This window comes from Campylobacter sp. RM12640 (assembly GCF_020137595.1).
Classification (GTDB): Bacteria; Campylobacterota; Campylobacteria; order Campylobacterales; family Campylobacteraceae; genus Campylobacter_E.
The window spans coordinates 1-1,450 of record NZ_JACGAU010000054.1 but is presented as its reverse complement, the minus strand read 5'-3'; the positions used below and the strand labels follow the sequence as shown (position 1 = coordinate 1,450).

Sequence of the window (1,450 nt, the reverse complement as noted above, 5' to 3'; positions counted from 1 at the left end):
ATATTTTAAAACCTAATAAACCACTAAGATATTTTAAAAAACACTCAAAAGGAATTTAAAAACAAACTTTTAAATTCCTTAATCTTTTTTAGTATTTACTTACACTTTTAAAAACATACTCACTCATCATCACCAGGAGCTACTCTTTGTAGGTATTTTACTACTTGATAGTATTCATTCTCATCTAAACTTGCATTATCTTGCATAGATTTAATTGTGCTTGGCCATACATTTTTACTAAATTCATCATAAGAATGTAAAGCATGGCATATGCCACATCTTTCTTCAAATAATGCCTTACCATCTTCTATAATATCTTTATTTGTAATCTTAGTATTATCAACACTAGCTACTATCTCTACTACTTCCCAAGTATTATCATAATCATCTACTTTAGTTCCTATTACTTTAACAGCATTAGCATCATCAAGATTTACGCTATTTGATAAGACACCTAAAGTATCATAAATAGCTTTTCCACCTTTAGGACGATAGCCTGTAAGTTTTATCTCACTTTTATTATTATCATTTTTAACTATATCAAACTTAGTTCCTATAATAATTGTTCCTATTGTTTTATTATTAATACTTAAAGGAGTGTTTTCTAAAGCATAATTATTAGCTAATAATGAGCTTGTAATTAAACTTAATAATATTAGTTTTTTCATTTTTTATTATCCTTATAAATGTTTTTATACTTATTATTATTTGTTTTTATTACTTATCTTAATAAGTATTTTTAAAGCCTAAAATATACTTTTAGGCTTTATTTAATTTATGCTTTAAACTTTGGTTGTCTAAATAAATCAAGTGCTGGAATTTCTTTAGTATATTTTTCTATTTCTACTAAAGCAGTTGCTTGATTACCACAAGCAAGTTTGCTACTTGGAATATCAGCTATAAGCACATTCACATCTCCGTGTAAGCATAAGCCTTTTTTGTTAGGATTATACCAAGAGCCTTCTTGCATTCTAATTACACCAGGTTTAACATATTCAGTTACTAAAACACCACCTAGTATTTCCCCTCTATCATTAAATATACGAACTATATCTCCATTTTTAATACCACGAGCTTTTGCATCAATTGGATTCATCCATAAGCTTTCTTTTCCTTCTACTTCTTCAAAATCTCTTAAAAAAGTATTATTAAGTTGTGAGTGTAATCTATACTTTGGATGTGGAGTGATTAGATTTAATTTATATTTTTTAGCATTTCCTAAATATTCAGCTGGTTCATAAAATTGAACTAAGCCTTTGCAATCATCATAGCCAAACTTATCAATCTTTTTAGAAAATATCTCTATCTTACCACTTGGAGTTCCTAATCTATTAGTAATTGGGTCATCTCTAAAATCTTTCATTTTTACGAAATTTTTAGCTTCTTCAGGAGCTTTAAATTCTACATAGCCTTTAGCCCAGAACTCATCAAAGGTTGGCATTGATAGGCC

Annotated in this window: 2 protein-coding genes; both read right to left on the bottom strand. The window is 27.9% G+C overall.

The annotated features are described in order from the left end of the window. Positions 1-119: 119 nt before the first annotated feature. Positions 120-668, bottom strand: a complete 549-nt coding sequence (locus tag AVBRAN12640_RS09830; protein WP_336609169.1) for a hypothetical protein — start codon at positions 666-668, stop codon at positions 120-122. A gap of 107 nt (positions 669-775) precedes the next feature. After that, positions 776-1,450 (bottom strand): molybdopterin dinucleotide binding domain-containing protein (locus AVBRAN12640_RS09825; protein ID WP_284444078.1); only part of this gene is annotated, 675 nt, incomplete at its 5' end.